This window comes from Pelotalea chapellei (assembly GCF_018531195.1).
In the GTDB taxonomy this organism is placed as follows: domain Bacteria; phylum Desulfobacterota; class Desulfuromonadia; order Geobacterales; family Pseudopelobacteraceae; genus Pelotalea; species Pelotalea chapellei.
This window is the reverse complement of the sequence record NZ_JAHDYS010000007.1, coordinates 124,095-147,841: the sequence shown is the minus strand read 5'-3', so window position 1 is coordinate 147,841 and position 23,747 is coordinate 124,095. Positions and strand designations below refer to the sequence as shown.

The following is a 23,747-nucleotide window of genomic DNA, read 5'->3' as shown; positions in this document are numbered from 1 at the left end:
CCTATGCCTATGGACTTTTCAAAAATGCTGCATAAATTTACCGTTGTTCCTTCCCTGACCGGCGAATTGGCTGCACTCCAGAGGATTGCCTACAACATGTGGTGGTGCTGGGAGCCGGATGCCATTAACCTTTTCCGCCGTATTGATGCGGAACTGTGGCAGGCAACACGTCATAATCCGGTTGAGATGCTGGGAATCCTTCAACAGACAACTCTTGAGGTGCTTAAGAGTGATGAAGGTTTTATGGCTCACCTGCGAATGGTGAACGAAAAGTTGACCGAGTACCTTCAATCAAGGACCTGGTTTGATAGAAATTGCAATGGTGGCTCCAAGATGAAGGTTGCCTACTTCTCAATGGAGTTCGGGTTGCATGAATCGCTGCCGATCTATTCCGGCGGGTTGGGTATTCTGGCAGGGGATCATCTTAAATCTGCAAGCGATCTGGGAATCCCTCTTGTGGGTGTGGGGCTGCTCTACCGACAGGGCTATTTCCGTCAGTATCTCAATAACGAGGGATGGCAGCAGGAAATTTATCCGGAAAATGATTTTTACAATCTTCCATTGGTCATGGAGCGCGATGATTCGGGAGCCCCGCTCAGTTTCTTGCTTGAATTCGGATCCAGAAAATTTCATGTACGAATTTGGCGAGTTCAGGTTGGCCGCGTGCCATTCTATCTGCTGGATACCAATCTCGAAGAGAATAGTCGCGAGGATCGGTTGATAACGGCTCAGCTCTACGGCGGGGACCAGGAGATGCGCATCCTGCAGGAAATTGTTCTGGGGATTGGCGGTATCCGTGCGCTTCGCGCCTTGGGAATCGTGCCCAATGTTTGTCACATGAATGAGGGACATGCCGCTTTTCTGGCATTGGAACGCATTCGTCTGTTGATGGAGGCACGCGGGCTTGACTATAAAGAAGCCAGCGAAATTGTCCGTGCCGGCAATGTCTTCACTACCCATACTCCAGTGGAAGCCGGTATCGATCATTTCCCGGCAGAGTTGCTGGAAAAGTATTTCGGTCGATATTATCGCGGCCTGGGACTGTCCAGTGAAGAGTTCATCGGCTTGGGGCGCCAGAATCCGCGTAATGTCCAGGAAAGCTTCTGCATGGCAGTTCTGGCTTTGAAACTGGCGGGTCACACCAATGGTGTAAGTCAGCTGCATGGCGAAGTCTCCCGCAAGATGTGGAAAAATACCTGGCCGGAACTGCCGGAAGAGCAGCTTCCACTCACTTCAATCACCAATGGTGTTCATACACGCACCTGGATGTCCAATCACATGGCCAGCCTGCTGGTGCGCTACCTGGGAACCCGTTGGCTCGATGACCCTACAGACCATAGCGTCTGGCGCCGTATCGCACGGATTCCTGATGCAGAACTGTGGCGCACCCAACAGAGCTGTCGTGAGAAACTGGTCGATTTTGCCCGGCGCAGGCTGAAGGAACAACTAATCAAGGTCGGCGCCACCATCAAGGAGATTTCCACTGCCGAAGAGGTACTCGATCCCGAAGTTTTGACGATCGGTTTTGCCCGGCGCTTCGCCACATACAAACGCGGGACATTGTTGATGCGCGACTTGGATCGCCTTGCCCGCATCCTCAACAATACGGAGATGCCGGTGCAGATTATTTTTGCCGGTAAAGCCCACCCCCAGGATCACGAGGGAAAGGAGCTGATCCGTCAGATTGTACAGGTGTCACACCAGGAACGTTTCCGTCACCGTATAGTGTTCATAGAGGATTATGACATCGAAGTGGCCCGGCATCTGGTGCAGGGTGTCGACGTATGGTTGAACACCCCGTTGCGCCCCATGGAGGCCAGTGGTACCAGCGGCATGAAGGTGGCTTTTAACGGTGGCCTTAACATGAGTGTGCTGGATGGATGGTGGTGTGAAGGATATCAGGCCAATAACGGTTGGGCCATCGGCAAAGGCGAAGTTTACGAAGATACGGAATACCAGAATCAGGTTGAAAGCCGCGCAACCTATGACCTGTTGGAAAAAGAGGTTGTACCTCACTATTATGATCGTGGCAGCGATGGTGTTCCTCGTGCGTGGGTAGCCACAATGAAAGCCTCTCTGTTGAGTCTTTGCCCGGTTTTTTCAACAGACCGCATGGTGCAGGAATATACTGAGCGTTCTTATCAGCCGGCTTTTGCGCAATGGGGAAAATTTGTAGCGGATGATTGCGCCCTGGCAATTGAGGTTGCCGGCTGGAAAGAGCGGATTTTCAAGGCTTGGCCAATGGTGCGAATTGAGCAGGTTGATGCCGAGGCTTCTGATGCGGTGGCTGTAGGTAGCTCTATCCCTGTTTCGGCACACATCATGCTTGGTGATATTCCGAAAGGTGATATTGCTGTCGAAGGGTATTTCGGGGTACTTGATTCGACCGGAAATATTCAGGGGGGAGAGATTGTCACTCTGGATCACCAGGAAGATCTTGGAAACAGTGTCCATAGATTTGGATCAGAAATTGAATGCCGCTTCTGCGGTCGGCATGGATTCATGTTGCGGCTCATGCCGCGCCATCCGGTTTTGGGAAACATATATGAACCGGGGTATCTGATCTGGGGATGAGAATACAAGTGAGATAAACACTACTTCTAAGGAAAGATTCCACGCCGGCAAGTTCATCCATAACAATCTTCTTCGAACCTCATATGAGACCGCTGCAAAGCCCAATGACTATAATCCATGCCTGTAAATACTGATATCCAGCAGCAGGTCTTTGACCTGCTTTCGCGGACCTCCACGCTTTCTTTTGTCAGCGCTGATGGGGAAGCCACCGGCCAACTTGGCTTTACACCGGGGCAGCGGGTGACGGCAGAGGTCTTGAGTCTGCTTCCAAATCAGCTTACCCAGGTTCGTGTGGGTAATGAACAGTTCAACCTGAAGCTACCGATGGCAGCGCGCGGTGGGCAATCTCTGGAGTTGACCTTTGTCTCGGAGTCTCCGCGAGTAACCTTTGCCATCGCCCGTCCGGGGGGATCTGCACCGCCTGTTTCCCTGTCCGATGCTTCGCGTCTACTTGGCCTGTTGATCGGCAATGAGCAGTTGGATGATCCGCAGATCCGTTCGTCATTGCACGGCATTGGGGATCTGTTGAGGCGTACTTCTGGTGAGGCTGGAGTTTTGGCCAACTTGATGGATGAGGCTCTGACGTACGGTGGAGGGCGGGAACCCAAAACGGTCCTTCCTCTGATTGCAGGAACTGAGGCTGATTTATCGGATGAGCAGATTGCGCAGTCAGGTGGCGCAACGCCGGAGCGGACTCGACTGGCCTCCTTTGAGACCAGTGCTTCCCAGATTTTGCAACATATCGCCCGTAGCTCGCGATTTATTTTGACAGAGGCTGTAAATCAGCCGTTGACGCCCCTCCCACTTCTGCCGGGCGATGAGGTTGATGCAGCAGTTCTTGGCACTCTTCCCGGGGGAAAGACATTTGTCCGACTGGCAGGGGCCACGCTTGAGCTACAGCTTTCAAGATCTGTTTCCGAAGGAGATATCCTCCGTCTGACATATATTTCATCCCAGCCTAAACTTCTTTTTGCGCTTGCCAAAAGTTCACAGGGTATGGAAACAGGTGCTCTCAGTGAAGCGGGGCGATGGTTGAGCGTACTCGAACATAGTGCCGGGGGGGCTTCCAGCCAACAGATGTATGTGCTGGAGCGACTCAACACAATCCTGAAAAATCTTCCTCCCGATTCACCCGCTTTTACGGCCATTATGGATGAAGCCATCACGTACCAGTCACTTGTGCAGAGCAGTGAGCCTGCCGGTGAAAAGCATGGCGCCCAGATTGGTCCAACGCTTGTTGCTTCGCAGCAGGCGACACTACAGCCGGGAAGCGGCATCATTCTCAGTAATGATATGGAAAAGTTGCTTCAGGCACTGATCAAGGGTGATCGTCTTGCACTTCTGGAATCACTGAATCAACAGGCCGTGCCGCCTGGAATTTTTCCCGGGCAGCAACTGAAAGCAGAGGTGTTGTCAGTGCTTGGAGGGGGGCGTTTCATGGTGCTGGTGGCCGGTCAGATGCTTGAGTTTAATATGCCCAAAGCGACTCAGCGGGGAGACATCGTCAGCCTTTTTTTCATAACCGCTGATCCGAGCCCTACTTTTCTGGCCACACGGTTTGGTCGCCCGGGCGATTCGCGTGTCAGCGATACCGGCCGATGGTTGAGTAATTATACGGGAGCAGCGGCAGAACAGGTGATTGCGCCCCGAACAGGTACTCTCTTGCAAACGCTGCTTCAAGAGCCTCCTGTTGATGCCGGTAAAGTGAGCAACATGCTTCGGCAAGGATTGGGGGAAAGCGGTTTGTTCTATGAATCACATCTGGCACGCTGGTTCGGTGGCGATTATAAATTATCAGACGTTTTGCGGGAGCCTCAGGGGCGTCTCTCTGATCACAAGCAATTGGCCTCAGTTTCCCTTCCGGAACAAGATCATGTTTCTACTGTTCAAAAGCCAGGCTCGTTTGAAATTATGGAGGCTGCCTTTAAAAAGGCGGGTTCCAATCCCGGTCCTGAAGGAATAGCAGATCAGCGCGCTCTGCCGATCGTGCGAGAGCAGCTGGAGGCATTGCAGTCGGGCCAGATACTCTTTCGTGGGGAACTGTTTCCGGGACAGCCGCTGGAATGGTCTGTCAGGGAACGTGAGGCCCGGCGCACTTCCCAGGGGGATCAAGAAAGGAGCTGGGATACCACGATCAGTCTGGATCTCCCGCATCTGGGCGCCATTGTGGCCAAGCTGACACTGGATGGAGGCAAAATTGCCATCGATTTACAGGTTGGGGATGCGGCCGGCGCAGAAATTCTCTCGACGGGTCGGTCAGGATTGGTGGAACAGTTCCAGGCAGCAGGTTTGATCCCTGGAAAAATCGGAGTCCGTCATGAGGCATGCTGACAGCGAAGAGCGAAGGGCAGCGGCTCTTTCCTATAAACAGGGCTATTATGCGCCTGTTGTAGTGGCACGCGGCACCGGTGTAATTGCTGAAGCAATCATTGCCTGTGCTCGTGAATCTGGTGTATTCATCCATCATTCGCCTGATCTGGTAAAGCTGCTGATGCAAGTCGATACCGATCAATATATTCCGCCAGAGCTGTATCGAGCGGTGGCGGAGCTGTTGGTGTGGCTTTATAGGATGGATCATGAAGGTGTACAGCATTCCCAATCAGCTTAATGATAGAATTCATCTCTGGGGGTAGCATGCAGATAAAATTCGGTACTGATGGTTGGCGAGGTGTGATCGCCCGTGAATTTACCTTTGAAAATCTTTCAGTAGTGGCACAGGCTACGATGGACTATCTCAATAGGGATGGTCTGGGAGAGAAGGGACTGATCATAGGTTACGACCGTAGATTTCTTTCCCGGGATTTTGCCCGGAGAGTGGCGGAAATTGCTGTTGGTAATGGCATACGGGTCCTTTTAACTGATGACTATGCTCCTACACCGGCAATATCTTGGGCTGTGCGGGAAAGAGGGGCCGGGGCCGGGGTCATGATTACAGCGAGTCATAATCCTCCTGAGTATAACGGTTTCAAAATAAAGGAAGCTTTTGGCGGGTCTGCCCGTCCGGTAACGACAAAGCTACTGGAAGAGATTGTAGCGTATAATTTAGCCAATGGCCGCCGGGTGATTGAATGTCCGTACGAAGAGGCCAGAGCCAACGGGCTGATTGAGCTGTTCGACCCCTGTGTTGGATATTTCCGTCAAATAGGTAGATATGTCGACCTGGAGCTGATTGCAAAGTCAGGTATCAAAGCAGTGGTTGATCCTATGTTTGGAGCTGGATCCGGCTTTATCCCGCGCTTGCTGACGGGCGTTGATGAAATACACAATGTGGAGAATCCTCTATTTGGAGGGCAGCCTCCCGAGCCGATTGCGGAACATCTCAAAGAGCTGTCTGCGCTGGTGGCTGGCGGGAAGTATCAAGTAGGTCTTGCTCTGGATGGCGACGCTGATCGCATTGGCGCTGTAGACGAAAACGGTGTTTTTTTCTCTTCTCACTGTATTTTTACCGTCATTCTGAAACATTTGATTGAGCACAAGCGCCTGCAAGGGGGTGTAGTCAAGACGGTTTCAACAACGCGAATGATCGACTTATTGACTGAAAAGTATGGACTTTCTTTATTTGAGACGCCGATCGGATTCAAACACATTTGCGAGTTGATGCTGTCAGAGGATATCCTTATGGGAGGGGAGGAGTCTGGAGGTCTTGGCGTCAAAGGGCATATTCCGGAGCGTGACGGTATCCTGCTCGGCCTGCTTCTGCTGGAAGCGATGGCGGTCAGTGGTAAGGGGCTCCGGAGACTATTGGAAGAGACTATGGACGAGATAGGTCGTTTCCATTACAGGCGGGTTGATCAACGTATAGAAGATAATGCCAAAGAGCAGTTGATAGCACGACTGCGTTCGCAACCTCCTCGCATGATAAACAACCGTCAGGTAGCGACACTTAACTCCAGTGACGGATTCAAGTTCACTTTTGAGAACGGCGACTGGTTGCTCATTCGTCCTTCGGGAACCGAGCCTGTTCTGCGCCTTTACAGTGAGGCCGGCTCATCGGACGAAGTGGACCGCCTGCTGCAGGCAGCTGCAATTCTTGCAAAGTCCTAATTTAATAAAAAAAAGATGAAATTTACTTTTTTTATGATATTAATTATCGTCGATTTCTGAAAATACGTGTTCATTTGAAAGGGAGGTGTTTTTAAATGGCAAACATCCTTATCGTAGATGATTCATCAACAATGCGGAAAATCATTTCCCGCTCGCTAAGGCAGGCCGGATTGCCGGTAGACGAAATTTATGAAGCCGGAGACGGAATTGAAGGGCTCAGCGTGCTCGCTTCCGGGAAAGCTGTTGATCTTGTGCTTTCCGATATCAATATGCCTAATATGGATGGTCTGGAGTTCGTCAAAGCTTTGAGAGGAAATGGCAATACTGTTCCGGTTGTGATGATTACCACTGAAGGTGGTGAGGAAATAATCAAGGAAGCCTTGGCAAGCGGTGCCAGTGACAGTATTAAAAAGCCATTTACACCCGATCAACTGCAGGAGAAGCTGGGAAAAATCATATGAGTCTGAACCCGGTTATCAGTGAATCGACGAAGTTTACTGAAGATCAGTTGGCCAAATATGTCATAGATGCTACCCAGGAAGTGTTCGCTACCATGGTTATGATGGATCCTCTGGATGAGTATCCTCTGGCCGAACCTGTAAACCGCTTCAAGTGCAGCATAACTGGCATGGTCGGTTTTGCCGGTATTTATTCAGGTGTTATCTCAATTCATTGCCCGGTGGTGCTGGCGCTTAAAATCACTTCGAGCATGCTTGGAATGGAATGTGACAAGGTTGATGATGACCTGAATGATGCAATCGGAGAAATTGCCAACATGTTGGGAGGCGGCGTTAAACAGGTGCTGTCAAAAGGAGGAATGGATATTAAACTTTCCATTCCAACGGTAATATCCGGAGAAGACTACACTGTAAATTCACTTTCCGAAATGGATTGTGTCGTCATTCCTTTTTCTCTTGAAAACGAAAAATTCCTGGTCGGGCTTACTCTTAAAAAAGAAGAGTGATGCTGGCGCTGCATACCGTTCTTCCGTCTCTGACGGCATAGAAGCTTCGAGACGACAATTCCGATGGATGGTTATAATACCTTACATAACATGTTGGAATCTGCGCTGAAACAGGCAGGTGAAGAGAGCGGCATGCTTCTTGGCCAGGATCTTTCCATCTCTCTTTCCGACACAATTACAACTACCAAAACCTCTTATTTTGGTGACCTCGACGATTCCTGCTTTGTCATGGGAGTCGATTCCCGTGAAGCCTACAGTGGCCAATTCTACCTGCTTTTCTCCCTTCGTGATGCGATCGTTCTGAGCAGTATCCTCTTGGGCATACCACCAGCACGTATTCAGGAAAAAAAGCGTCTGGCGATCATCGAAAATGATGACATAGACGCCTTTTCCGAAATAGCAAACATGATTAACGGCTCTTTCAATACCGTTTTTCAGGGCACCCTGCCGAACAAAGTTCATCTGAAACTGCTTCCTCCCAAAAAGTTCGTTCCTGATATCGATCCACTGACAGAAGATGAGCCTCTTGCTGAGGGAGAGTACCTCATGTTTCGCTCCAAGCTTGAAATGGCGGGGCAGGAACTAAATCATCTCGATGTGCTCATACCTGTGGCTCTCGGTAACCTCTTTGATCCCCCTGCAGTTTCACCAGTACTGTCCGATGTGGATGAAACAGATGAATCATCGACTACAGCTGAATCGCAGGACACGGCCGGTGTAAAAGAGACACTTGGTACCTCCACTTTTTCTGATGCAAACGGGATCGAAAGTATTATCGTTTTGGAAGATAATCCTGATGAACGACGACAATTGGTTGAGTCTCTGACCTTCACCGGGTACCATGTTGTTGAGGGCACGCTTGATGACGACATCAAGGCTCTTTTTGCAGACTGGAAGGTAAAACTGGTAATTATAGGATCGTTAGATGCCGACGATCGTGAGTTGGCAGTCTGTATCAAAGTCAATGCAATGCGGCAGGATTCGCCTCCTCCTGTCATTATGAGCGCGCAGCGCTGGACAAGGACCGCTGTATTAAAAGCACTTAAGTATGGTGCCCGAGACATAATGATGACACCATGCGCGCCGGAGGAAGTGGCGGCCAAGGTGAAACGGTATTGCAAACAAGCGGAGCAATAGTGCCTTTGGTTCCATCGGGTAGTTATCAAATGCGCGCTACACCAGCTAGAGGAAAATTCCTGCGGCTTGATCTTCTAACGCAGGTTGCGCTGTACCTGGTCCTGATCGGCTCCTTTCTTTTGATGCCCACGCTGGCGTCTGCCTCCAGTATCAATCAACTTTACCGGCTCGATATCCGTCCACAAAAAGAATACACTCGTATTATCCTCAAGCTGGCAAATCCCCCTGCCTATACTCTTTCACATCTGCCTGGTAACCGATTGCGGCTGATTCTGCCGGATACCCGTGGAACACTCTTTAAAAAGTATCGCAGATATGCTGACACCAATATCGGTGGACTCTCTTTCCGGGAACGCGGCAAGAATCTGATGATAACATTTCAGGTTGGAGCTGGCAGGGGATGGCGGGATCTGACCGTTAATGGAGTCAGCGCCATTACCCTTGATATAGGAACCCGGTTTAAAGTCCCCCCATCACGTCCATCAATGGCTGGAAGAGAAAGAATCTGGAACGGAGTAGAGAAGCTGGTGCGTGATTTCGATCCTCCACTCAAGCCGGAAATCCCCTTTCTTCCAACGGACCGTCAGGTGCTTAAAAGTCTGTTGGCTGAACAGGACATTCAGGCATTTTTAGCTGCAGAGGGAGCTTTGTACAAGGGAAGGCTTTCGGAGGCGGAAGAGGGTTTTACTGCTTTTGTGGGGCATCAAGGAGCCATAAAAGCAATCTCTTTGTACAGGCTTGGTGAGACCTATTACAAGCTGCAGAAATATCCCCAAGCACTAAAAGCTTTCCGTGAAGGAGAAGCACTGTGGCCGGCATTTCTTAACCTCAATCCTGGAGTAACTTTCTACTATGGCGACAGCATCGCCAGGGCCGGTGACCTTGCCGCTGCCCGAGCAATGCTTGCCAGCCTGATAGCACGTCTCGCCGATAAAAAATTCGCCCCAGTCCTGCTTGTACGCCTTGCGGATATTCTTGTTCGACAGGGACATGAACCTGAAGCACTTGCTCTGTACCAGACATTGGCCAATAATTTCACCGACAATAAAGCTAATCTGATTGCGCAGATGAGGCTTTATGATCGTGATTTCCTGAAAGCAACTCCCTTGGATTATCGCCGGCTCGGGGAGGCTTACCTGGATATCTCCCGAAAAAGTGGAGATATGGATCTTCGAGAGGAATCATTTTTTAAGTATGTGCTGCTGGAAGCCATTCACGGTGAGGCGCCAGAAGCACTGCGGCAGGTGGTATATTTTCAGAAAAAATTTCCGCGCGGCATATACGCGGCTGTTTGCAGGACAATTCGCGAGGTGCTTGTAGAGCAAGTGTATCTGCAAAGCGACTGGAGCAAAGATTCTTCCGGCCTCATCCGCTTTGTTGAGGAACATCAAGATTATCTCGTTGTCTGCGTTAGTCATGAGGATTTTCTGGTAAAGGTTGCACAAGCCTACGAGGAAGCCGGTCGTCCGATTGAGCTGGTCAAACTGTTCAATAGTCTGCTTGAGCGTCAGTGGGCTTCGGCTGGCGGCCCTTTCATGTATGAAACTATCGCCACAAATGCCGAGCTTTTAGGCGATATGGTCATGACGGAAAAGACATTGAAGCTGTTTTTAAAAAAATATCCAGCACACCCACATTCAAGGCAGGCGTTGGAGCATTTGGGCCGACTTTATTTTGATCAACAAAAATATCAGGCGTCCAAAGACAGTATGTTCTGGCTGCTCAATAAAGGCGAGCGCGCCCATCGGCCGGAAAGTTACTATTATCTTGGGAAGGCATTGTTCCAGTTGAAGCTGCCCTCTCAAGCTGCAAAAGCCATGGAATCTTTTATTAACCAGGCAAAAACGGATGATCAATTGCTGCCGGACGCCTATCTTGCAGCGATCTCTGCCCGCGAGGCTTCAGGTGACCGCAAAGGGGCTCTGCACCTACTGGAAAAAGGTCTGAAGTTGCCGCCAAATCCTCGTAGTGAAGAGCTTTTATATCGTGCCGGCGAATTGAATCTGAATGAAGGTAGGCAGAAGGTCGCTCGTACGTATTTCGAACAGCTCGCTAAAGGTGGTAAAGATCTGGACTGGCAAAATCTTGCCCGGAAGGCTCTGGTGTCTTTGGATGCCAGATACGAAAAGCCCAAATAAAGGTTTATTCCAGTCATAAATATGACCCTGTCATAAAAATGACAAACCTTGATCCCTTTAGTCCATATAAAAGTTTATATAGATCGCTTCTGCGAGCTTTACCTGGCTAATTGTGGGCATGCTGAAAAAGGTACAAGTTTTGCAAGGCGATCGTATAGGAGGAAAGAACATGCCTGTAGAAGGACTTTTCAGTACAACAGTAGCAGTGCTTGGAAAAAGCATCGACCTGCGTGCCAGGAATCAGGCTTTGATCGCATCCAACGTAGCTAATGCAGAAACTCCCAATTACACTCCCAAAGCTCTTTCTTTTGAGCATGAACTTCAGGGTGCCTTGAAGGGGGACGGCAAAAATGTCCAAGCTCCTGTCAATGCACGTCATTTCCCTTTGAAAGGTGCCTCCAGCCGCATTCAGAGTGTAGCCGGCAAAGTTATTGAAACGCCTGCAAAGACCCCTGGAAAAGATGGTAATTCCGTGGAAATAGAGGCTGAAATGAGCAGAATGACGGAAAATCAGATCATGTATAATGCCTCCGTGCAGATTCTCGCAAAGAAATTTGAAGGTCTACGCATGGCACTCAGAGAGGGTAAATAATGGATTTTTTCAGTTCAATGAACGTCAGTTCTTCTGCATTATCAGCAGAGCGCACACGTATGAACCTCATTTCCGGAAACCTTGCCAACGCAAGTGCTACCAGGACACCGGAAGGGGGCCCTTACAAAAGAAAAGATGCTGTTTTTTCTGCGACTCCGGCTGAAAACAGCTTCAGCAGGGCTTTGGACGGCGCAACTGGTAGAGAGGTTCGCAAGGTTGAAGTCACGCAGATCATTGAGGACCAGAACCCTCCACGCCTACAGTATGACCCCAGCCATCCCGATGCAGATCCCCAAGGTTATGTGGCCATGCCCAACGTGAATGTAGTTGAGGAGATGGCTGATATGATTAACGCAACTCGTTCGTACGAAGCAAATGTGGCTGCGGTCCAAGCTGCTAAAAGTATGGCAATGAAGACTCTCGAAATCAGTAAGTAATTTTGCAGAATGAAGTAGGGCTAACAAGTAATTCTGGAGGATCCATAAATGGATATACAAGGCATTGAAAGCGGGTTTGGTATTGGCAAGGCATTTCCAGCCACAGGCGGTGTGAAGTCAGCATCTCCTGCCGAAGGGGCGGGCAAATTTTTCAGCGAGTTGGTCGACAAGGTCAATGATCTTCAGTCAAAATCTGACAGTGCTATCCAGGGACTGGCCAGCGGTGAGAATAAGAACCTGCATGAAGTGATGATCTCAATGGAAAAAGCCAGCATTTCATTCCTTTTTATGTCTCAGGTCCGCAATAAGGCTATAGAAGCTTATCAAGAAGTAATGCGCATGCAGGTTTGATTCTGCGCGGCAGGATGTATGATGGCCGTTTAACAGAAACGGCAACTCCAACTCCACCGTAGAAAGGTTTGAATTCGCCAGCATGCCCGAAGTATTACAAAGACTCATAGAGCCGTTTTCGGCACTTTCATCTGGAAAACGCATGCTTATAGCAGGTGTGGCTTTCCTGTCGATAGCCGCTTTTGCGGCACTTATCCTCATTGCCAACCGGACCGATTACCGTCCTCTTTTTACAAATCTTGCGGCAGAAGATGCCGGTGAGATTGTCAAAAAGTTGAAAGAGGCTAAAACTCCCTATCAGGTAACTGCTGACGGCAAGGGTATTCTTGTCCCGGCTGACAAAGTCCACGAATTACGCCTTTCGCTCGCTTCCGAAGGTCTCCCGCAGGGAGGTGGTGTCGGTTTCGAGATTTTTGACCGCAAGAATTTCGGTATGACGGAGTTCGTTCAAAAGTTGAATTATCAACGTGCCCTCCAAGGTGAACTATCTCGAACTATTTCTCAGATAAACGGAGTTGAACAAGCTCGTATTCATCTGGTCATTCCTGAAAAATCGCTCTTCAAAGAAAGCGAAAAACCTGCAACAGCCTCAGTCGTTCTGAAGATGAAGTCGAATCGATCTCTCCGGGAAAATGAGGTGCAGGGGGTTGTTCACCTTGTTTCCTCGTCCATTGAGGGAATGGATCCGGATCACGTCACCATTCTTGACAGCCGCGGCAAAATCCTTAGCAAAGGTAATGGTTCCTCCGATCCTGCTGCCAAGGTGACATCGGCAATGCAGGAGACCCAGCGGGGTTACGAAAAGAATGTGGAGGAGCGTCTTCAGTCGCTGCTCGATCGCATCGTCGGTTCCGGCAAATCCGTAGCAAGGGTATCAGCTGCTTTTGATTTCAAACAGGTCGAGCGAGTGGAAGAAAAGTTTGATCCTGAAACAATTGCTGTCAGAAGTGAACAGCGTACTGAAGAGAAAGGTGCCTCAGGCACAAGCAGTGCAGGAGTGCCCGGTGTGCAGACGAATCTGGGCAAAGCTGGGCAGGGGGGGGCAGCAACACCTGTCGGCGGTGGTTCCAAAAACGATGAGACCCTCAATTATGAAGTCAGTCGTTCAACAGCCAAAATCATAGAACCAGTTGGAGCACTCAGTAAAATATCTGTAGCTGTCCTGGTTGACGGCAAGTATGAATTACCTGCTGCGGTTAAGGAAGGTCAAACCGCTACTCCCAAATACATTCCACGCTCTCCGGATGAACTGCAGAAGATCGAGGCATTGGTAAAGAGCGCTGTTGGTTATAATGCAGAGCGTGGTGACCAACTCACTGTTCAGAATATTCCTTTCCAGGATACCGGAGATTCCGGCGTTACTGAAACTCAGAAATGGTGGAACTCACCATTTTTCATGTCCTTGGTTAAAAATCTGGTAATAGCCTTGGGATTCCTCGCACTCATTCTGTTTGTAATCCGCCCCTTACTTGCTTCATTGCGGATTATAAAGCCCGCTGTATTTGAGTCCTTTGAATCAATACATGAAGTCACTGACAAACTCACCTCAGCGGAAAAGGCTCAGATTGCCATGCAGATGGCAGAGCAGCAGGACCTGATTGAAACAGCCAAGAAAGATCCTTATCAAGTTGCACAAGTTTTGCAAAACTGGATGGAAGAAGACAAATAAAAACATTCGCGTTTTTCGTGAATGTCCAAATATATACATGACAGGAATTTTATGACAGGCGCCGATAAAGCTGCCATCCTGCTGCTCTACCTTGGCAATGAAGTTACTGCCAAGGTGTTTGAGCATATGGATGACGACGAAATAAAGAAAATCAGCAAAAGCATGGCCAAGCTTGGACATGTTACGCGTACCACCATAATGGAGGTTGTAGAAAGTTTCTCAGCCATAACAAATCCTGAGTCTGGTATTTTTTCCCAGGGTGACGAATTTGTTCGCAAAATTCTTGAGAAGGCTCTTGGTCCGGTCAAAGCTGAAATGCTCATGGAAGAATTGGCTGCCTCCAGCTACGGGGATCTGGTTGACATCCTCTCGAATATGGACTCCAAAAGTATCGCCAATTTCCTCTCTCAGGAGCACCCTCAGACCATTGCCGTCATTCTGGCAAAACTAAAGTCAAAACAGACCAGCGAAATTATCAGTCTGCTTCCCCACGAACTCCAGGCCGAAGTCGTGCTGCGTATCGCCGATGTAGAACAGGTATCCCCCGAAATTCTTCAAGAAATTGATGAGGTAATGAAGAAGGAACTCAAGTCCATGGGCGGAACCCAGCGCTATAAAGTTGGTGGTATCGAAAAAGTCGTGGACATGTTTAATCACTTTGATCGCAGTAAAGAAAAACAGATTCTGGATAAGCTTGATGTTCTGAGTCCTCCACTTTCGGAAATTATCCGCAAACATCTCTTCACCTTTGACGATGTATTCCAACTGGATGATCGCAGTATTCAGTCCATCATGCGTGAAGTAAGTAATGACACCCTCACCTTGGCCATGAAAACTTCCACAGATGATGTGAAAGACAAAATTTTCAGAAACATTTCGAGTCGTGCTGCAGAAATGATCAAAGAAGATTTGGAGGTTATGGGCCCGGTGCGACTTTCTGACGTCGAGAAAGCTCAGGGGGAAATCATCAAGATCGTCCGCAAAATGGAAGAAGAAGGTAAAGTTGTACTTGCTGGTCGTGGTGGAGATGACGTCCTTGTCTAGGATTATTAAATCTCCGCATATGGACGAATCCAGTGTCAGCGAATTTCTGTTCAAACCCATTTCGCATGTCGCTCCTCAGGGTGGCAGTGGTCAACTGGAGACCAGTTTCATTCCCATGACGCTTTTCGATGGCTCAGAACTACGCCATCAGGAAGCGGTTCCGCAGATTGAGGAGTCGGAACTGCTCGAAACACCACGATTAAGTTTGACCGAAGAAGAGATGAATCAGCAGTTGAATGAATCTTTTGAAAAGGGGCTTGTCGAAGGTAAAAATCTTGCCGAACGAGGACTTCTGAATGTTTTCCGCTCGCTGAGAATAGCAGCAGAAGAAGTAAGAAGCCTGCGGTTAAAGGTTATGCGGGAATCCGAGGATGAACTTCTTCGCCTGGTGATGCTGGTGGCTCGAAAAGTTATTTTGCGGGAAGTGGTTCAAGATCGCAGTATCCTTTCTAATGTCGTTGAAGCAGGTATTTCTGCAATTCCCGAACGCGACGAAATCACCATCCGACTCAATCCCGACGATTATATCCTTGTTACAACAGGTCACGAACAACATCTGCGCAAAGATCTCCTTTCGGACAGGATGCAGCTTAAGTCGGATCCGACAATACAGCCGGGATTCTGTCTGATTGATTCGGAAATGGGAACTTTGGACGCGAGCATTGATGCCCAGCTGGATGAGATTTACCGCCGTCTGCTGGAAGAGCGGGCCTCATCGCTTTCGACCGATTCATGATAGGCACATAACATGGCTGCAGAATCTGCACTCAATTTTGCTAAATATCGTGCCGCCGTGGAGTCGGCAAAACCCGTCAGAATGCAGGGTAAAGTTACCCAAGTGGTGGGCCTGGTTATAGAAGGATATTGCCCGGACACTTCTGTCGGTGCCATGTGTGAAATCAGGCAGCAGGGGGGGGAATCCATTCCTGCAGAAGTTGTTGGTTTCCGCAACAACAAGACGCTGCTGATGCCGCTTGGTGAGATTAGGGGCGTTGGGCTGGACAGTCTGATCACCGTCCGTCGGGACAAGGCCTCTATGGGAATTGGGCCCGGTATGTTGGGTAGGGTGATCGATGGATTGGGCAACCCAATCGATGGCAAAGGGCCTCTTATCGTTGAGGAGGAATACCCGATATATGCCGCGCCTGTTAATCCCATGACGCGTCCCCCCATTCGCAAACCACTGGATCTCGGTATCCGAAGTATTAATGGACTTTTGACCTGTGGTCAGGGGCAGCGTGTCGGAATTATGGCAGGTTCAGGTGTCGGAAAGTCGACACTGCTTGGTATGATTGCCCGCTATACGGAAGCCGATGTTAACGTGATTGCATTGATAGGGGAGCGGGGCCGTGAGCTGCGTGAATTTATCGAAAAGGATTTGCAGGATGAGGGGCTGAAAAAATCGGTAGTAGTAGTCGCTACTTCCGATCAACCGCCGCTTGTCCGTATGCGTGGCGCGTATATCGCCACTACAATAGCCGAATATTTCCAGAAAAAAGGTAAAAAAGTCCTGCTGATGATGGATTCAGCAACTCGTTTTGCAATGGCCATGCGTGAAGTGGGTCTAGCAATCGGTGAACCTCCTACCACCAAAGGTTACACCCCGTCAGTTTTTGCCGCTCTGCCCAAACTACTTGAACGTGCTGGAAATTTTGCCGACGGGAGCATCACTGGCCTGTACACGGTGTTGGTGGAAGGTGACGATTTTAATGAGCCGATTTCCGATGCCATGCGCAGCATCCTGGACGGCCATATTGTCTTGTCTCGAAGCTTGGCCAGCCGGAATATATACCCCCCAATCGACGTCCTCGCCAGCGCAAGCAGGGTCATGAATGATGTCACCTCAAAAGAACAGCAGCAATTGGCCGGTAAATTCAAGGAAACAATGGCCACTTTCAACCAATCTGAAGACCTGATAAATATTGGCGCTTACAAGGCTGGCAGCAATCCCGGTATAGATTATGCTGTGGCACGCATAGACGGAATGACCTCTTACCTTAAGCAAGCCGTTCATGACCCAGTTACTATCCAGGAAGCAAATCAGGACCTGAAGCAAATCTTTGACGCCTGATCATGAGTTCAGAGAGGAGGTAATCGCTTGGCAGTGAAAAAATTTCATTTGGAACAGGTCCTCAAATATCGACAGGAAATGGAACGCATGTGCAAGCACGAGTTTGCCTCGGCAAAACAAAATCTGGAGCATGCCCATGACCAGTTGATGCAGGAAGAGGCTCAGGTGCGAGATCTCTCACACGAGTTCAGTCACCGCCAGGGAGAACTGCAAAGTATTGATGAACTGTGTCATTACATTAATTTCTTCGCCCGCAAGCGTGAGGATATAAGGAATCAGAAAGAACGGGTGGATATGCTCGGCAGCATCATGAATCAACGCCGGGATGTTCTGCTTGATGCAACTAAGGACAAGAAAGTTCTGGAATCCCTCAAAGATAGAAAGGCCGAAGAATTCAAGCTGGCCATGAGGCTTAAAGAGCAGGATTTCCTTGATGAAATTTCCATTCAGAAAAATGAACAGGGCATCTGATGCGTCGTAGAATGTTTGTTGTCATAGTCTTGATATGTGTCTGCCTTGGTCCACATGAAACCGTACCTGCAGAAGGGGTTCAATCGCCAAAACCTTCAGTTGAGCAGGCAAAAGAGAGCGCATCTCCTGATCACCAGCCGTTGAGTGCTTCACGAGCTGCTCGCGAAGAAAAAGCAATCCAGGATGCACGCAGGCAACAACTCGCAGAGAAAGAGGCCGCCCTGGCTGCAAAAGAACAGGAGCTTAAAAAGCTGGCAGCCAAGTTGGAAGCTCAAGTAAAGGCTCTGGAGGATTCCAAGAAACGGCTTGATGAATCGCTTAAGTCCCAGAAAAAAGTACAAGATGACAAGCGCAAGAAAATGATGACGTTGATTAAGAAAATGCGGCCGGAACAGGCAGGCAAATATATGGACAAAATGGATGAGACGATGGTCATTTCCATGTTAGACCAGATGGACCCAAAGACAGTCCTGAAGCTTATGCCATATCTCAATCAGCCACGCGTTTTCAAGTGGATGACCGATAATCTTAAGGGTGTATAAAGTGTAGTTCCATCCATGGGAGCTGTTCTGTCCATACCCATGGAAATACAGGAGAAAGGAGGTGAAAAAACAATGAATGCAGGACAGATAATAGTACAGAGATCGTCTGGCACCAACGGTGTCATGTCGATGATTTCCCCAACGGCTTCAGTGCCGGTGAGTGAACAGGACGGCTTTTTTGCAGGGGTCCTTAGCCGGACCTTTGCTCAAGAAGGCCAAGCCGTGGCGCAACTTGCGGCTGAATCAAAGAAACCGGAGTTCTCGGCAGTATCGGAGCTGAAAAAGGCTGTCGCAGGTAAAGATGCGGACCAGGAAGAGCAAAAAATACCAGTAATGATGGCTTCACTGTTTGCTGTCGTTGATACGGCAGCGGCACAGCCTGTGACAACCAATGCGGGTATCGGCACATCGGATGTTTTGACCGATGAACAGCAGTCTGTTGAAGAGAAGATGCCACAGAACGTGGAACTGAATACGGCTGGAATGCAGATAATTCAGGCGTTGCAGGGTAACGGCAGAATGCCGGCATCGGAATACACGGTGGATCCACAGGCAAGTGATCAGGTGCAAGATGCTCCGGTTATTGTCCCGCAGCAAACGCAGCGGATGTATCAGGGCCAGCAGTTAGAAACCGCTTTTGTCCAGGCATCAGTACAGTCGCCCGAAGCGGAAATTTTGCAGAATGTAGAACCAATTGTGGTTAATGAACAGGATGTTTCGGCTTCGCAAATGGGTCTTAAAGAAGAGATATCAAAAGAAGCAACAGCATCTCAGTCGCCGGAAATCAAGATGGCACAGAATGTGGAATCGTCTGCAATTTCAGGCAAAAAACAAATGGAAAAGAGCTTAATGCCGGACAACGAGCAGATCGCTTCGTTTATGGTTAAACCTCAAGGACAGCCTGTTCCAGCCGTTAAAGCGCAAGATGGTGCTCAAGAAGGAGCACCGAAGATGGATGCCTTGGCGGAAGTGCCCGGGTTGAAGACCGCCCCAGTCGGGCAGGAAAACGTGATGCCACAAAAACCGGCATCAAAGAGCAACGCTGTACATGGTGCTGTCCAATATGTTTCTCAGGGAATCGAGATGTATGGCAGCAAAGTACCTGAAGTCTCGGCAGTATCAGCAGATAAGAATATACCTGCCGGTATGGGAGAATTCCGATTTGCCGGCTCAGTGGCAGTTGATGTGGAGCTTGGCAATGCCCAGCAGGTAAGTGACCGAAATCTGAAGAAATCTGAAAGCGTCTCCATCGAAAAGTTGATGGCTGCTGCTTCCAGCCAACTGGAGATTGATTCTTCAGCTTCAACCGAATCAAACTTCACCTCCAGTGAACAACACCTGAACGGTTATACACAGGAAATGCCGGCAGTGCCACGTCCTGTGGCGCAGCACATCGCGGCCGTTCATCAGCCGTTTGTTGTTGAAACGGTAAATCCGACAATGCTTCAGTCGGTTCCAACTGAAACAAGCCGTCTGGAGGCTCATGAGAATATTGCAAACCAGGTGCGCGAACGACTTGGTGCTCATGCTCTCAAAGCAGGCAACGATCAGATCGTTTTTCGGCTTTCTCCTGAAAATATGGGAGAGATCAAAGTGCATCTCAGGCTTGAAGATCAGCGTCTGAGGGTTGAAATCGTTGCGGAAAACCGGATGGCACGTGAAGGGCTGCTTCAGCATGTAGATTCGCTGAAAGAGTCGTTGTCGCGCCAGAATATCAGCATGGACAAGTTTTCAGTTACATCCGGCGAAAGCCAGGCCAACAGCCAGGGTGGCAACAATGCCCAGGGTGAATGGCGTGAGCTGGTCAAAAACAGGCAGTCCCAGCAATGGCTCAATTCTGGCGGGTATCGCCTGCCGTCAGAAGAAGTGCTTCCGACGCGCCAGGTTTATCAGGGCCGAACAGAGCACGCCATGCTGGACGTACATTTCTAAGGAGGTGATGAACGTGGTAAACAGCGTAACTTCAACAACCGATACAACCGCGGCATCAGCCGCCATGAAAAAGTCTTTGGGTATGGACAAGGATGATTTCATGAAACTTTTTATTGCCCAGCTGCAATATCAGGATCCACTGAAACCCCAGGATCCGTCAGCTATGCTGGACCAGCTTTCCCAGCTGTCCCTGGTAGAACAGGCTTACAATAACAACACAGCACTGAAGAATCTTCTGACTGCCCAAAACAACTCCATGGCCATGACATCAGTTGGTTTCATTGGCAAGGATGTCAAAGCGAATGGCAACGCCATTACTTTTGATGGTACCAATCCAGCGTCAATGCAGTTCAATCTGTCTGTCCCAGTGTCGTCGGCAACGGTAACAATTTCAAACAACGCCGGCCAGGTCGTCAAAAGCTCCACACTGGGAGCGCTCTCAGCGGGTGATACTCTGATCGCATGGGATGGCCGAGACAAGGATGGTGTTCTGCTTCCGGCAGGAGCCTACACTTTTTCCGTGAATGCAACCTCAGCCAGCGGAGCTAGTGTTGCAGCAACAACTTTTACAACAGGTCGTATTGATGGGGTTAATCTAGCCGGTGGCACTCCGGTGCTGACAGTCGGGGCCACAACCATATCGTTTGCTGACGTGATCAGCGTCATGGGGGCTTAATATGGTTGATCAGATCTTTTTTCCAAACCCGGTAAAACCGGTCGGAACCAACCCCCCTCAGCCACAGCAGCCGGCAAAGGCGGGCAATGTCTCCGGGCCGTCATTCGCTACAGTTCTGGATCAAAAACTGCCTTCCCAGGGTATCAAATTTTCACAGCATGCTCAGGATCGGCTTAAGGCACGCAATATCAGCCTTTCCGCCAGCGATATTGCCAATCTGGAAGGGGCTGTCAACAGTGTGGCCCAGAAGGGTGGCAAAGAGTCGCTTGTGATGATGGGGGATGCGGCGTTGGTGGTCAGCATCAAGAATCGTACAGTGGTGACTGCCATGGACAAGTCCCAGATGAAGGGCAATATCTTTACCAACATTGATTCAGCTGTAGTCATTTAACAACCAAGCAGGGGCTGGTCCTCCGAGAGGAAGCCCACGAAACGCCGACCGACTGACGCGTTTCACATTAAACTCTCACACTTAATAAGGAGGCAACACAATGAGTATTACATCTGCAATGTTCACCGGCGTATCAGGCCTTTTGGCCAATGCTGAAGGCATTAACGTGATCGGTAACAACCTTTCCAACGTCAATACAATCGGCTTCAAATCAGGCCGTATGCTTTTTTCCGATATGCTTTCTGCCAATATTGGCAATGGTTCGCAGATTGGCCGCGGCACTCAGATTCAGAAGGTGGACAACCTTTTCAGCCAAAGTTCGTTTGAAACAACTGAAATCGTGACGGACTTGGCTATTCAGGGCAATAGTTTTTTTGCCGTCAAGGATCCCAATGCCGCAGCGCCGGTCAATCAGAATGGCGCGATGTTGACCAGGGCCGGTGCCTTTCGTCTGGACAGCAATTTGAATCTTGTCAATCCTGATGGTTTCCAAGTCCTGGATACCGCTGGAAATCCAATCAAGTTTCTTGACGATGGGAATCCCGCGAATAATGCTACCAACTTTTCCAAAATCACCAACATAGATTCCAGCGGGTTGATTACCTATCTGGCCAAAGATGGTATTACCACCAATTATTATAATACTACAGGAGCTGTTGGAGTTGCTGCTAACGCCGCCAATGCTGCAACAGTACAACGTCTGGCAGTGGTTACGGTTACCAATCCCGGTGGATTGGACAAGGCTGGTGGAACGCTCTTCAGGCCTACGACTGCCTCCGGCATTCCGGCAGCGGCATTCACTTTGGCGGGCAATTCGGCCAATGGCAGCAGCGAAAAGATTTACACCAACTCCCTTGAGCAGAGCAATGTGGACATGGCGGCTCAATTCGTCAAGATGATCCTGACCCAGCGGGCTTATTCCGCCAACTCCAAGACCATTACCACAGCGGATGAAATGACCCAGGAAGTTTTGAACCTCAAGCGGTAACAGCTTATAGCAGGTAGTCGGCGGAGGTCTGTTACCAGCGTGGCGGCCTCCGCAGTTTTTTAATTAGTTGCAAATACCTCGCTTTAGTTTTACATTTTTCGAGTACCTTTTTAAATATCATCTCTTCATTTCATTGTACGGAGGACACTATGGCCAAGGAAGATCAGGCTCCTGAAGTTGAAGGAGAAGGCGGCAAAAAGAAGATGTTCATTATCATCGGTGCTGGTGTGGCCGTGGCTGTCATTCTTGGACTCGTGGTATTCATGATGATGGGAAAAGGTGACAAAAAAGAGAAGGAAGGTGAGGGTACCAAAACCGAGGCCAAGGCTGAGGGGCATGGGGCAGCCGAAGCTCCTAAAGATGGTGGCCATGGTGGTGGTAAAGAGGGTGCGGCTAACGCTGCAGCAAACATGTTCGCGCTTGAACCATTCATTGTCAATATTTATGATGGACAGGAACTTCGATACCTGAAGGTAAAGGTTGAAATTGAAATGGCTTCACCGGCGGTGAAGGCCGATCTTGATGCACGTCTGGCGCCCATCAGGGACACCATTCTTGTTCTGCTGAGCACCAAGACCTTGCAGGACATCCAGGATGTTCAGGGCAAGAATCAACTTAAGGATGAGATCCTGGCATCAATCAATAAGATCATCCCCCCTGGCAAAATAGCCAAGGTATATTTTACCGATTTCGTGGTCCAGTAATAAATCCGGGGTACCATGGAAAAAATTCTTTCAAAAGCTGAGATTGAGGCGCTACTCAATGCCGTTTTCGATGGTCGTATAGAACCTGAAAAGGAACTTGCCAAGACCGAGGGAAGCGCCGTTACATACGACCTCTTCAACACCGAGTCTCACAAAGGTTTTGTCCCCAACCTCGACATTATCTATGACAGCTTTATACGCTACAGCCGGGTCAACCTCTCCAACCGCCTGCGCAAGGTGGTTGACATTAAAAAAGTGGGGGCACGGTCCTACAAGTTTGACGATTTTCTCCAGACGCTTCCATCGCCAGTGTGTATGGCAATTTTCAAGATCGAGCCGCTAAAAGGAGCTGCGCTGCTCTCTTTTGACAGTTCCCTGGTTCTCTGTCTTGTTGACACTCTCCTGGGGGGCACCGGAACCAGCAAGGTCTCCATGGCCAACCGGATGTTTACATCAATTGAGCTGCGGCTTGTTGAGCGGATAGCCAGGGACATACTGCTTGACCTTGAGAAGGCGTGGGCGCCTCTATACTCGACGCATATGAATCTGTTGCGTATGGAGATGAACCCCCGTCTGGTCAACATTGTTCCTCCTGAATATCAGATCGTGACCATGTCGCTGAAAATTCAGATAGAGGACATCACCGGCAACATTGTCTTTGCCGTTCCTTATATGACTATCGATCCCATCAGGGAAAAACTGAAGGCAGGAATGCAGTTTGATCTGATGGCGATAGATCCCCAGTGGTCCTCGCGGCTATCCTCCGGTTTATTGGAAACGCCGATGGAACTGTCGGTCGAAATGGGTAACGCGAGTATCACCCTGAAGGAACTGCTTGATTTATCCCCTGGAGATACGGTCATGCTCGACAAACCATGCAGCAGCGAACTGCAGGTCAAGGTTGGAGGGGTGCTGAAATATTCAGGGGTTCCCGGGATACGACATGGAAACAAAGCTGTACAAATCAGCGCAATAAACACCGGTAACAGGGGGCAGAATTGAGCGACAAACCCGAAACAAAG

General features: G+C 49.4%; 23 protein-coding genes. All 23 read left to right on the top strand.

What is annotated here, in order from left to right:
* The first annotated feature begins 9 nt into the window (after positions 1 to 9).
* The 23 genes from KJB30_RS09220 to fliM all read left to right on the top strand — a co-directional run bounded on the left by KJB30_RS09220 (position 10) and on the right by fliM (position 23,727).
* Complete coding sequence (locus KJB30_RS09220; protein WP_214298339.1) at positions 10 to 2,574, top strand: glycosyltransferase family 1 protein; 2,565 nt, start codon at positions 10 to 12, stop codon at positions 2,572 to 2,574.
* Positions 2,575 to 2,691: 117 nt separating this feature from the next.
* Positions 2,692 to 4,905, top strand: coding sequence for a flagellar hook-length control protein FliK (gene fliK / locus KJB30_RS09215; RefSeq protein ID WP_214298337.1), 2,214 nt, complete (start codon positions 2,692 to 2,694; stop codon positions 4,903 to 4,905).
* Positions 4,892 to 5,182, top strand: coding sequence for an EscU/YscU/HrcU family type III secretion system export apparatus switch protein (locus tag KJB30_RS09210; protein WP_214298334.1), 291 nt, complete (start codon positions 4,892 to 4,894; stop codon positions 5,180 to 5,182). The genes fliK and KJB30_RS09210 overlap by 14 nt, the downstream gene beginning before the upstream one ends.
* 26 nt (positions 5,183 to 5,208) lie before the next feature.
* Entirely contained in the window at positions 5,209 to 6,618 is a 1,410-nt protein-coding gene (locus tag KJB30_RS09205; protein WP_214298325.1) for a phosphoglucomutase/phosphomannomutase family protein, read from the top strand.
* A 95-nt stretch (positions 6,619 to 6,713) separates the two neighbouring features.
* The gene (locus tag KJB30_RS09200) at positions 6,714 to 7,079 is read left to right on the top strand and encodes a response regulator (RefSeq protein WP_214298323.1); all 366 of its coding nucleotides are present in this window, start codon (positions 6,714 to 6,716) and stop codon (positions 7,077 to 7,079) included.
* Positions 7,076 to 7,582 carry a chemotaxis protein CheX gene (locus tag KJB30_RS09195; RefSeq protein ID WP_214298322.1) on the top strand — a complete coding sequence of 169 codons (507 nt, stop codon included), beginning with the start codon at positions 7,076 to 7,078 and terminating at the stop codon, positions 7,580 to 7,582. The genes KJB30_RS09200 and KJB30_RS09195 overlap by 4 nt, the downstream gene beginning before the upstream one ends.
* A gap of 63 nt (positions 7,583 to 7,645) precedes the next feature.
* Complete coding sequence (locus KJB30_RS09190) at positions 7,646 to 8,719, top strand: response regulator (protein ID WP_214298320.1); 1,074 nt, start codon at positions 7,646 to 7,648, stop codon at positions 8,717 to 8,719.
* Positions 8,659 to 10,857 (top strand): tol-pal system YbgF family protein, encoded by a 2,199-nt coding sequence (locus KJB30_RS09185; RefSeq protein ID WP_214298318.1) that lies wholly within the window; start codon positions 8,659 to 8,661, stop codon positions 10,855 to 10,857. The genes KJB30_RS09190 and KJB30_RS09185 overlap by 61 nt, the downstream gene beginning before the upstream one ends.
* Before the next feature lie 169 nt (positions 10,858 to 11,026).
* Positions 11,027 to 11,449, top strand: coding sequence for a flagellar basal body rod protein FlgB (gene flgB, locus KJB30_RS09180; RefSeq protein ID WP_214298316.1), 423 nt, complete (start codon positions 11,027 to 11,029; stop codon positions 11,447 to 11,449).
* Complete coding sequence (flgC, locus tag KJB30_RS09175; protein WP_214298314.1) at positions 11,449 to 11,886, top strand: flagellar basal body rod protein FlgC; 438 nt, start codon at positions 11,449 to 11,451, stop codon at positions 11,884 to 11,886. The genes flgB and flgC overlap by 1 nt, the downstream gene beginning before the upstream one ends.
* A gap of 48 nt (positions 11,887 to 11,934) precedes the next feature.
* On the top strand, positions 11,935 to 12,237 hold the full coding sequence (gene fliE, locus KJB30_RS09170) for a flagellar hook-basal body complex protein FliE (protein ID WP_214298311.1): 303 nt from the start codon (positions 11,935 to 11,937) through the stop codon (positions 12,235 to 12,237).
* Between the two features lie 82 nt (positions 12,238 to 12,319).
* Positions 12,320 to 13,906, top strand: a complete 1,587-nt coding sequence (gene fliF / locus KJB30_RS09165) for a flagellar basal-body MS-ring/collar protein FliF (protein ID WP_214298309.1) — start codon at positions 12,320 to 12,322, stop codon at positions 13,904 to 13,906.
* Between the two features lie 51 nt (positions 13,907 to 13,957).
* Positions 13,958 to 14,950: a flagellar motor switch protein FliG gene (gene fliG / locus KJB30_RS09160; RefSeq protein WP_214298307.1), complete on the top strand. Its 993-nt coding sequence runs from the start codon at positions 13,958 to 13,960 to the stop codon at positions 14,948 to 14,950.
* Complete coding sequence (locus KJB30_RS09155; protein WP_214298305.1) at positions 14,943 to 15,686, top strand: FliH/SctL family protein; 744 nt, start codon at positions 14,943 to 14,945, stop codon at positions 15,684 to 15,686. The genes fliG and KJB30_RS09155 overlap by 8 nt, the downstream gene beginning before the upstream one ends.
* A gap of 12 nt (positions 15,687 to 15,698) precedes the next feature.
* The gene (gene fliI, locus KJB30_RS09150; protein WP_214298303.1) at positions 15,699 to 17,021 is read left to right on the top strand and encodes a flagellar protein export ATPase FliI; all 1,323 of its coding nucleotides are present in this window, start codon (positions 15,699 to 15,701) and stop codon (positions 17,019 to 17,021) included.
* 33 nt (positions 17,022 to 17,054) lie between these two features.
* Positions 17,055 to 17,492, top strand: coding sequence for a flagellar export protein FliJ (gene fliJ, locus KJB30_RS09145; protein WP_367618959.1), 438 nt, complete (start codon positions 17,055 to 17,057; stop codon positions 17,490 to 17,492).
* On the top strand, positions 17,492 to 18,034 hold the full coding sequence (locus tag KJB30_RS09140) for a MotE family protein (protein WP_214298301.1): 543 nt from the start codon (positions 17,492 to 17,494) through the stop codon (positions 18,032 to 18,034). The genes fliJ and KJB30_RS09140 overlap by 1 nt, the downstream gene beginning before the upstream one ends.
* A 72-nt stretch (positions 18,035 to 18,106) precedes the next feature.
* Complete coding sequence (locus KJB30_RS09135; protein ID WP_214298300.1) at positions 18,107 to 19,966, top strand: flagellar hook-length control protein FliK; 1,860 nt, start codon at positions 18,107 to 18,109, stop codon at positions 19,964 to 19,966.
* Positions 19,967 to 19,973: 7 nt separating this feature from the next.
* Positions 19,974 to 20,642: a flagellar hook assembly protein FlgD gene (locus tag KJB30_RS09130; protein WP_246545600.1), complete on the top strand. Its 669-nt coding sequence runs from the start codon at positions 19,974 to 19,976 to the stop codon at positions 20,640 to 20,642.
* Between the two features lies 1 nt (position 20,643).
* Positions 20,644 to 21,033, top strand: coding sequence for a TIGR02530 family flagellar biosynthesis protein (locus KJB30_RS09125; RefSeq protein WP_214298297.1), 390 nt, complete (start codon positions 20,644 to 20,646; stop codon positions 21,031 to 21,033).
* 100 nt (positions 21,034 to 21,133) lie between these two features.
* A complete protein-coding gene (locus KJB30_RS09120) occupies positions 21,134 to 22,021 on the top strand; it encodes a flagellar hook-basal body protein (protein ID WP_214298295.1) in 888 nt (295 codons plus the stop codon).
* 149 nt (positions 22,022 to 22,170) lie between these two features.
* Positions 22,171 to 22,725, top strand: a complete 555-nt coding sequence (locus KJB30_RS09115; protein ID WP_214298293.1) for a flagellar basal body-associated FliL family protein — start codon at positions 22,171 to 22,173, stop codon at positions 22,723 to 22,725.
* Positions 22,726 to 22,740: 15 nt separating this feature from the next.
* A complete protein-coding gene (gene fliM, locus KJB30_RS09110; protein WP_214298291.1) occupies positions 22,741 to 23,727 on the top strand; it encodes a flagellar motor switch protein FliM in 987 nt (328 codons plus the stop codon).
* The last annotated feature ends 20 nt before the right edge of the window (positions 23,728 to 23,747 follow it).

Excerpts from the sequence above, each read along its gene's own strand:
- fliM (WP_214298291.1), top strand. The coding sequence starts at position 22,741 with ATGGAAAAAATTCTTTCAAAAGCTGAGATTGAGGCGCTACTCAATGCC.
- KJB30_RS09135 (WP_214298300.1), top strand. The coding sequence starts at position 18,107 with ATGAATGCAGGACAGATAATAGTACAGAGATCGTCTGGCACCAACGGT.
- KJB30_RS09185 (WP_214298318.1), top strand. The coding sequence starts at position 8,659 with ATGCGCGCCGGAGGAAGTGGCGGCCAAGGTGAAACGGTATTGCAAACA.
- KJB30_RS09210 (WP_214298334.1), top strand. The coding sequence starts at position 4,892 with ATGAGGCATGCTGACAGCGAAGAGCGAAGGGCAGCGGCTCTTTCCTAT.
- flgC (WP_214298314.1), top strand. The coding sequence starts at position 11,449 with ATGGATTTTTTCAGTTCAATGAACGTCAGTTCTTCTGCATTATCAGCA.
- KJB30_RS09190 (WP_214298320.1), top strand. The coding sequence starts at position 7,646 with ATGGATGGTTATAATACCTTACATAACATGTTGGAATCTGCGCTGAAA.
- KJB30_RS09115 (WP_214298293.1), top strand. The coding sequence starts at position 22,171 with ATGGCCAAGGAAGATCAGGCTCCTGAAGTTGAAGGAGAAGGCGGCAAA.
- KJB30_RS09120 (WP_214298295.1), top strand. The coding sequence starts at position 21,134 with ATGAGTATTACATCTGCAATGTTCACCGGCGTATCAGGCCTTTTGGCC.
- KJB30_RS09195 (WP_214298322.1), top strand. The coding sequence starts at position 7,076 with ATGAGTCTGAACCCGGTTATCAGTGAATCGACGAAGTTTACTGAAGAT.
- KJB30_RS09220 (WP_214298339.1), top strand. The coding sequence starts at position 10 with ATGGACTTTTCAAAAATGCTGCATAAATTTACCGTTGTTCCTTCCCTG.
- KJB30_RS09130 (WP_246545600.1), top strand. The coding sequence starts at position 19,974 with ATGAACGTGGTAAACAGCGTAACTTCAACAACCGATACAACCGCGGCA.
- fliK (WP_214298337.1), top strand. The coding sequence starts at position 2,692 with ATGCCTGTAAATACTGATATCCAGCAGCAGGTCTTTGACCTGCTTTCG.
- KJB30_RS09205 (WP_214298325.1), top strand. The coding sequence starts at position 5,209 with ATGCAGATAAAATTCGGTACTGATGGTTGGCGAGGTGTGATCGCCCGT.
- KJB30_RS09140 (WP_214298301.1), top strand. The coding sequence starts at position 17,492 with ATGCGTCGTAGAATGTTTGTTGTCATAGTCTTGATATGTGTCTGCCTT.
- fliI (WP_214298303.1), top strand. The coding sequence starts at position 15,699 with ATGGCTGCAGAATCTGCACTCAATTTTGCTAAATATCGTGCCGCCGTG.
- flgB (WP_214298316.1), top strand. The coding sequence starts at position 11,027 with ATGCCTGTAGAAGGACTTTTCAGTACAACAGTAGCAGTGCTTGGAAAA.
- fliF (WP_214298309.1), top strand. The coding sequence starts at position 12,320 with ATGCCCGAAGTATTACAAAGACTCATAGAGCCGTTTTCGGCACTTTCA.
- fliE (WP_214298311.1), top strand. The coding sequence starts at position 11,935 with ATGGATATACAAGGCATTGAAAGCGGGTTTGGTATTGGCAAGGCATTT.
- fliG (WP_214298307.1), top strand. The coding sequence starts at position 13,958 with ATGACAGGCGCCGATAAAGCTGCCATCCTGCTGCTCTACCTTGGCAAT.
- KJB30_RS09125 (WP_214298297.1), top strand. The coding sequence starts at position 20,644 with ATGGTTGATCAGATCTTTTTTCCAAACCCGGTAAAACCGGTCGGAACC.
- KJB30_RS09200 (WP_214298323.1), top strand. The coding sequence starts at position 6,714 with ATGGCAAACATCCTTATCGTAGATGATTCATCAACAATGCGGAAAATC.